The 6,972-nt window shown below is 44.5% G+C and carries 6 protein-coding genes; 5 read left to right on the top strand and 1 reads right to left on the bottom strand.

Features of this window, described 5'->3' with window-relative positions:
* The 3 genes from EI161_RS12710 to lspA all read left to right on the top strand — a co-directional run.
* Positions 1 to 131, top strand: a 131-nt coding sequence (locus EI161_RS12710; protein WP_192529714.1) for a transposase, incomplete at its 5' end; no start/stop codon positions are given.
* 414 nt (positions 132 to 545) lie between these two features.
* Positions 546 to 3,407 (top strand): isoleucine--tRNA ligase, encoded by a 2,862-nt coding sequence (gene ileS / locus EI161_RS12705; RefSeq protein WP_192529713.1) that lies wholly within the window; start codon positions 546 to 548, stop codon positions 3,405 to 3,407.
* Positions 3,400 to 4,044 carry a signal peptidase II gene (gene lspA / locus EI161_RS12700; protein ID WP_192529712.1) on the top strand — a complete coding sequence of 215 codons (645 nt, stop codon included), beginning with the start codon at positions 3,400 to 3,402 and terminating at the stop codon, positions 4,042 to 4,044. The genes ileS and lspA overlap by 8 nt, the downstream gene beginning before the upstream one ends.
* 105 nt (positions 4,045 to 4,149) lie before the next feature.
* Here the strand turns inward: lspA and EI161_RS12695 are convergent, their stop codons facing one another.
* On the bottom strand, positions 4,150 to 4,809 hold the full coding sequence (locus tag EI161_RS12695; RefSeq protein WP_192529711.1) for a DUF1294 domain-containing protein: 660 nt from the start codon (positions 4,807 to 4,809) through the stop codon (positions 4,150 to 4,152).
* Between the two features lie 146 nt (positions 4,810 to 4,955).
* Here EI161_RS12695 and fkpB point away from each other — a divergent pair, with 146 nt between their 5' ends.
* Complete coding sequence (gene fkpB, locus EI161_RS12690) at positions 4,956 to 5,453, top strand: FKBP-type peptidyl-prolyl cis-trans isomerase (RefSeq protein WP_192529710.1); 498 nt, start codon at positions 4,956 to 4,958, stop codon at positions 5,451 to 5,453.
* A 148-nt stretch (positions 5,454 to 5,601) separates the two neighbouring features.
* Positions 5,602 to 6,642, top strand: a complete 1,041-nt coding sequence (locus EI161_RS12685; protein WP_192529709.1) for an aldo/keto reductase — start codon at positions 5,602 to 5,604, stop codon at positions 6,640 to 6,642.
* Positions 6,643 to 6,972: the final 330 nt, after the last annotated feature.

Below are 6,972 nucleotides of genomic sequence, written 5' to 3'. Positions count from 1 at the left end.
CGAGGCACCTAATAGAGAACTTCTTTGCCAAGATTAAGCAGTATCGTGCGATTGCCACTCGCTATGATAAGTTAGCCAGTCATTTCCTTAGTGCCATTCACTTAGTTTCTTGTGTCGTTTGGCTTAATTGATGACACGCCCTAGTTAAACAAATTTTGTGAGTGGTTTTGGTGGCTGTAAATGCGATACTGGACAGCTCTTTTTACCCCACTGTTTTTGTCATATAATAGCTGACGTTATTTTTATAAACGTTCTCATTATCTTATTAGATGTATTTTATGTTGCATTCGTCTTATTAGCACTTATGATTGACATGACTATTTTATAAGTAATTTATAAGCAGCGGATTGTTGTTCATCGCTTATTTACGACACCTTATAATAAGCCGGAGAAACAACTGCTACTAAGCATTAATCCCGATTTTGCCCTAAATTGTATTGCCTTGAACGGTATGACTTTTAATATTGCCGCTAGCTTTTAGCGCACTTTTAATCCAATTTTAATCACCACTCTAATTTTAATCACCACTCTAAAAGACACCTTCTATGACTGATAAAAGTACTGATAAACCAAGCCACGACTATAAAGACACTCTAAACCTTGCTGATACGCCATTTGCGATGCGCGCCAACCTCGCCAAACGTGAGCCAGATTGGCTTGCTGCTTGGGAAGCTGACGACGTATACGGAAAAATCCGTCAGGCGCGTGCTGGGGCGACCAAGTATATTTTGCACGATGGCCCTCCATACGCCAACGGTCAGATTCACTTGGGTCACGCGGTGAATAAAGTACTGAAAGACATTATTGTTAAATCAAAAACGCTATCAGGTTTTGATGCGCCTTATGTGCCCGGTTGGGACTGTCATGGCTTACCTATCGAACAAAAAGTCGAAGCCAAAGTCGGTAAAGTTGGGAAAAAAGTTTCGGCGACTGAATTTCGTGGGCTGTGCCGTGAATATGCCAGCACGCAGATTGAGCTACAAAAAGCTGATTTTAAACGTCTAGGTGTGTTTGGCGATTGGGACAACCCTTACCTAACCATGAATTTTCACCAAGAAGCTAACATCGTACGCGCGCTAGCCAAAATTCATGATAACGGTCATGTGACACGCGGTATGAAGCCGGTCAACTGGTGCTTGGACTGTAGCTCTGCGTTGGCTGAAGCCGAAGTTGAGTACCAAGACAAAGTCTCTGACGCTATCTATGTTAGCTTCGATGTTTTGGATATCGAAAAAGTAGCCGCATTGGCTGAGCTAGAGGGCAATATTGCCGCTGTTATCTGGACAACAACGCCTTGGACCTTACCTGCTAACCAAGCTATCGCTGTACATCCTGAACATGATTATAGTGTAGTTGCTACTGAAAAGGGCAACTTCCTATTAGCAACTGACTTAGTTGAAACTGCCTTAAGCGAGCTAAAACTTAGCAATCAAGGTATGTTAGCGACTGTATCAGGTCGCGAGCTCGAAGGTTTACGTGCTCAACATCCATTGATTGCAGAGCGCCAAGTACCACTTATCTTAGGCGACCATGTAACCACCGATAGCGGTACGGGTTTGGTCCATACGGCACCTGGTCACGGTTTAGACGATTATATCGTTGGTCTTAAATATAACTTACCGGTTGAAAACCCAGTGAGTGGAACAGGCGTTTACCTAGAAAGTGCGGCAGTATTTGCTGGTGAGCATATCTATAAAGCCAACCCAAAAATCATCGCCACCTTACATGAAAACGGCCACTTAATCAGCCATACTAAGATTGAACACAGCTATCCGCATTGCTGGCGTCATAAATCGCCGATTATCTTCCGTGCGACGCCGCAGTGGTTTATCAATATGGAAACCAAAGGTCTGCGTGAGCGTGCGCTTGCTGATATTCCTTCAGTCAATTGGACCCCAGCGTGGGGGCAAAATCGCATTGAGGCGATGATGACCGGTCGCCCTGATTGGTGTATTTCACGTCAGCGTACTTGGGGTGTACCGATTACTTTCTTTACCCATAAAGAAACGGGTGAGCTGCATCCAAATACCCTAGAGCTGATGGAAGTAGCGGCGCAAAAAATCGATGCAGGCGGCGTGGAAGCTTGGTTTGATGCCAACTGTGAAGACTTCTTGGGTAGCGAAGCCGCTGATTATGATAAAGCGACTGATACCTTAGACGTTTGGTTTGACTCAGGTACGACGCATTTTACCGTACTTGAACAACGTGACGAGCTGACCAATCCAGCCGATTTGTATTTAGAAGGCTCTGACCAACATCGCGGTTGGTTCCAGACGTCATTGCTGACCTCTGAGGCCATGTACGAGCGCCCACCGTTTAAGCAAGTATTGACCCATGGTTTTGTGGTCGATGAAAACGGCCGCAAGATGAGTAAGTCACTTGGCAATATCATTACCCCGCAAGACGAGATCAATAAAACAGGCGCAGATATGCTGCGTCTGTGGATTGCATCGAGCGATTATCGTTATGAGATGAGCGCTGGTAAAACGGTGTTTAAAGGGGCGATTGATATGTATCGCCGTATCCGTAATACGCTACGTTTTTTGCTTGCCAATACCGATGACTTTGATCCGGTGACCAATAGCGTGGATATTAATGAGCTGGTCAGCCTCGATAAATTTATCATTGAACGCGCGCAAACGGTACAAGCACAAATCATTAGTGCTTATGATGCGATGGACTTCCACCAAGTCACCCAGCATATCACCGCGTTTTGCTCGCAAGATTTAGGTAGCTTCTATTTAGATATTATCAAAGACCGCCAGTACACCACCCAAACTGATGGTCAGCCACGCCGTTCTGCGCAAACGGCGATTTATCATATTACCCATGCTTTGATCCGCTGGATTACACCAATTTTGTCGTTCACTGCGCAAGAAGCATGGGAAGTATTAGAAGGTAAAAACGGCAACGAAGCAGGCTATGTGTTTACTGAAGAATGGTATACCTTCCCAGAGTTTGAGCTAAGCGCCATCAGCAACGATGACTGGCAACGCATCATGCAAGCAAAAGATATCGTCAATAAACATATCGAAACGGCGCGCGGTGAAAAAATCATCAATGCTAACTTATCTGCCGATGTCAATCTTTACGCGGACGGTGCGATGCATGACAGCTTAGCCAAGCTTGGCGAAGAACTGCGTTTTGTACTTATTACCAGTAGCGCAACGTTAAAACCAATGAGCGCGGCACCTACTGCTCATAAAGAAGCTACAACAGAGCAAGCTGATAGTAGCGCCGATGAGTCTGTCGACTTGGTAGTTGACGTGAGCGCAGCAACTGGCACCAAGTGTGTACGCTGCTGGCATATCCGTGATGATATCGGTACCGATAGCACACATCCTGAACTTTGTGCTCGCTGTGCAACCAACGTCAGCGGCGATGGCGAGGTGCGTCACTATGCCTAACCTAACGCCTAACTCAGCGGATTCAGCAGAAAATAAGCAGCCGAATATCGAGGTCGATAATTCGCCTACGCCAGCCCATGCCACCACAGGTAGCTCATCGATACCTAAAGGTCGTTTGAATAAAACCCCAAAAGTGATCGCTAATGGCAGTCGCGCGTTTTCTTGGTATCTGTTGGCACTGGTCGTACTTATTGGAGATCAGTGGACCAAGTGGCTCGCCGAAACCAATCTAAACTTCCTTGACCCCGTCCCTGTCATTGAGCCATTTCTGAACTGGACGCTCGCTTATAACTACGGCGCAGCTTTTAGTTTTCTATCAGATGCTGGCGGCTGGCAAAAATGGTTCTTTTCTGCACTGGCTTTGATCATGTCGCTGTTTTTAATCATCTACTTGGTTAAAGTACCGCGAAAAGCCAAGCTACTATCCACAGGGTTGGCTCTAGTACTCGGTGGCGCGCTTGGCAACCTAATTGATCGCTTGCTCCATGGTCACGTTATCGATTTTATCCATGTTCATTATGCTGACGTTTGGCATTATCCGATTTTTAATATTGCCGATGTTGGCATTTGTATCGGTGTGGCATTGATTGTCATTGATATGCTGTTTTTGGAAGGTAAGCGTAACGCTAAAGCATAATATTAAAAATACAGTCTACTTGTCATCAATCCCCCAATATAGACAACTGTATTGGGGGATTGTTTATGCAGGGTTTTCTTAAAAATTGAGAAAGAAGGCATTTTTTTACAGCCACTCTGCTAAAGCTTCTAAGCCACCGCCCGCTAATATAAACAACAATCCTGCCATATTAATGACTACCGTCAAATAATACGCCATGCGGAACTCAGGCTTTTGTGACTTATGACGTAGATAAGTCTGCGCGATCATCGCCCCGACCCAGCCACCAAGCGCGCTCATAATATGCAATGTCATCTCAGGTGTTCGCCAATCACCATTTTGGGCAGCAGCCTTATCTTTGGCGTAGGTGAGGTAAGTTATTACGCCCAATGCTACATACCAACCAACGACTAGCCAGCTTAGCTTGTTCATGACCACCAGTAAGATTAATACCCCATAAAATCCAGCACCAAGAAATAAACGTTTCTTTTGCCCTGCTTCAAACTCTGCTTGCGCGCTACGCTTTTGGTTTCGCTGACGGATTTTCTGATTTTTTTGTGCCATTTTTTGTTGTATAAAGCCCAGCTCTTGCACTGATTTTGCCTGCAGTCGCCCTTGATTGTCTTGCCCAACACTAAAAACAACCTCTTCACCAATATTAGGACGACGCTGGGCTTTAAATTCGCTCACATGAAAAAACACCGTCTCGCCTGTTTCGGTTTCAATAAAGCCAAAACCCTTATCATCTTGCCACTTTTTCACCCGACCTTGTTGTTTATGTGCCATCGATATTGTCGCTCTCTATTAGATTTGCTAAATATATTACACTATTTGGGTTACACTATTTAGGCTTACAACCTTTCTTAGATGGCTTATCATTTCTAACATCGTTCTCAACCCATTCCCGACTCCAGCAATAGGTGGCTACTATTATGACCGACTCTCAATTTATTACCCCTAATGAAGACATACGTATCACACACGACAGCCTTGTGAAGCTACATTTTGAAGTATCGCTAGAAAATGGTACGGTGATTGACTCAACCTTTAACCGCGACGCTCCAGTGTCATTGACCATTGGCGACGAGAGCTTATTGCCTGGTTTTGAGCAAGTGTTGATGAACTTACGTGCTGGAGATACGCGTACGGCTCACCTTGAGCCTGAGCAAGCATTTGGTGAGTGGAATCCTGACAATATTCAGCATTTTAGTCGTACCCAATTTGCATTGGTTGCTGACAATCCTGAAATTGGCATGCTGGTTGAGTTTGAAGACAAAGGTAAAAACACCCTACCCGGTACGATTAGCGCCATCAAAGACGATGAGGTAGAAGTTGACTTCAACCATCCGCTTGCAGGTCAGTCGGTGTTATTTAAGGTCAAAGTATTTAAAGTCACCCCATCGGGCGTCACTGGTGTAAAGCTGATGTAAATACTAAAAACGGCTGACAACATAGTCGTTTCAAGATAAATTGGACATAAGTAAGGCAAATCAAAGTACTACAAATAATAGACTGAGTAAGCCTGACACCGTAGCCATTTTATATAGGATTGGCTATAGAATAAAAAAGGATAAGTAGATGCAATATCAAACACTGCCACAACTCGATGAACAAGTCTCCAAAATTTGCTTGGGGACAATGACCTGGGGGCAGCAAAATAGCGAAAGCGATGCACACGCGCAGATGGATATGGCACTCAGCGAAGGAGTGAACTTTTGGGATACCGCTGAGATGTATCCATCACCGCCAGATAAAGACAAGCAAGGCGATACCGAACGCTTTATGGGCACTTGGTTCCATAAGACCAAACAGCGCGACAAGGTTATTCTTGCCAGCAAAATGTCACCGATGGACTTTTTACGTGAGGGGCAAACGCGTTATACCGCTGAGCAAATCAGCAGCGCCATCGATGGCAATCTTGAGCGTTTGCAAACTGATTATATCGATATCTATCAGCTGCATTGGCCTGAACGGCAAGCGAACTTCTTTAGTCAGCGCGGTTATAACGAAGCGATGGCGGCACAATCGTTAGAGGATTTAACGCCTTTTTTGGAAACCATTCAAGCGTTAAATGATGAAATTAAAAAAGGTCGTATTCGTGCTTATGGCCTATCGAACGATACCGCGTGGGGACTGATGCGCTACTTATGGGAAGCCGATAAAAACGGTTTGATTGCACCCATCACTGTGCAAAATCCTTATAGTTTGCTAAACCGCTTATACGAAGTCGGCATGGCAGAGATTGCCCATCGTGAAAATGTTGGTTTACTGGCTTATTCGCCGCTAGGTTTTGGCGTATTATCTGGTAAATATCTCGGTGGTAAACGACCAGCAGGGGCGCGCCTGACCAAATATGAGCGCTTTGCGCGTTATACCAATGAGCAAGCAAAGTCAGCCACCGCTCAATACGCCAAAATTGCCGCTGATGCGGGTTTGGATATGGCACAAATGGCATTGGCTTTTGTCAATTCGCGCTCGTTTGTCACCAGTAATATCATTGGCGCGAGCAGTACCGATCAGCTCCAATCCAATATCGATAGTATAAATTTAACCTTGAGCTCAGATGTATTAGCCGCTATCGAAGCAGTACATACCCAGCAACCAAACCCATCACCTTAGTTTGATACTTATTACCTATCAATAAATAGATGGTTAAAATCACTAGGTTAAAACTAAAAAAGGCGCAAATCGCAGTTATAAACCTAGCGATTTGCGCCTTTTTACTTAGTAACTTTTTATCTGAAACAGTATAGTTAAAATACTCTTAGATTAACACATGAAGTGCAATACCAAATGTGAGGTGAAAAAAAGACCTAGATGCGCTAGCATCAAAGTTTTTATCCACCGACCAAAGTGAGATTGCAACCATGAACTATACACATCTAAGCCTAGGTGAACGATACCAGATTTATGCCCTTAAAGGGGCAAAACATAGTATTAAATTTATAG

This window comes from Psychrobacter sp. FME5 (assembly GCF_014861375.1).
Lineage (GTDB): Bacteria > Pseudomonadota > Gammaproteobacteria > Pseudomonadales > Moraxellaceae > Psychrobacter.
The sequence above is the reverse complement of the archived record's forward strand: the minus strand, read 5'-3'. Positions and strand labels throughout refer to the sequence as shown.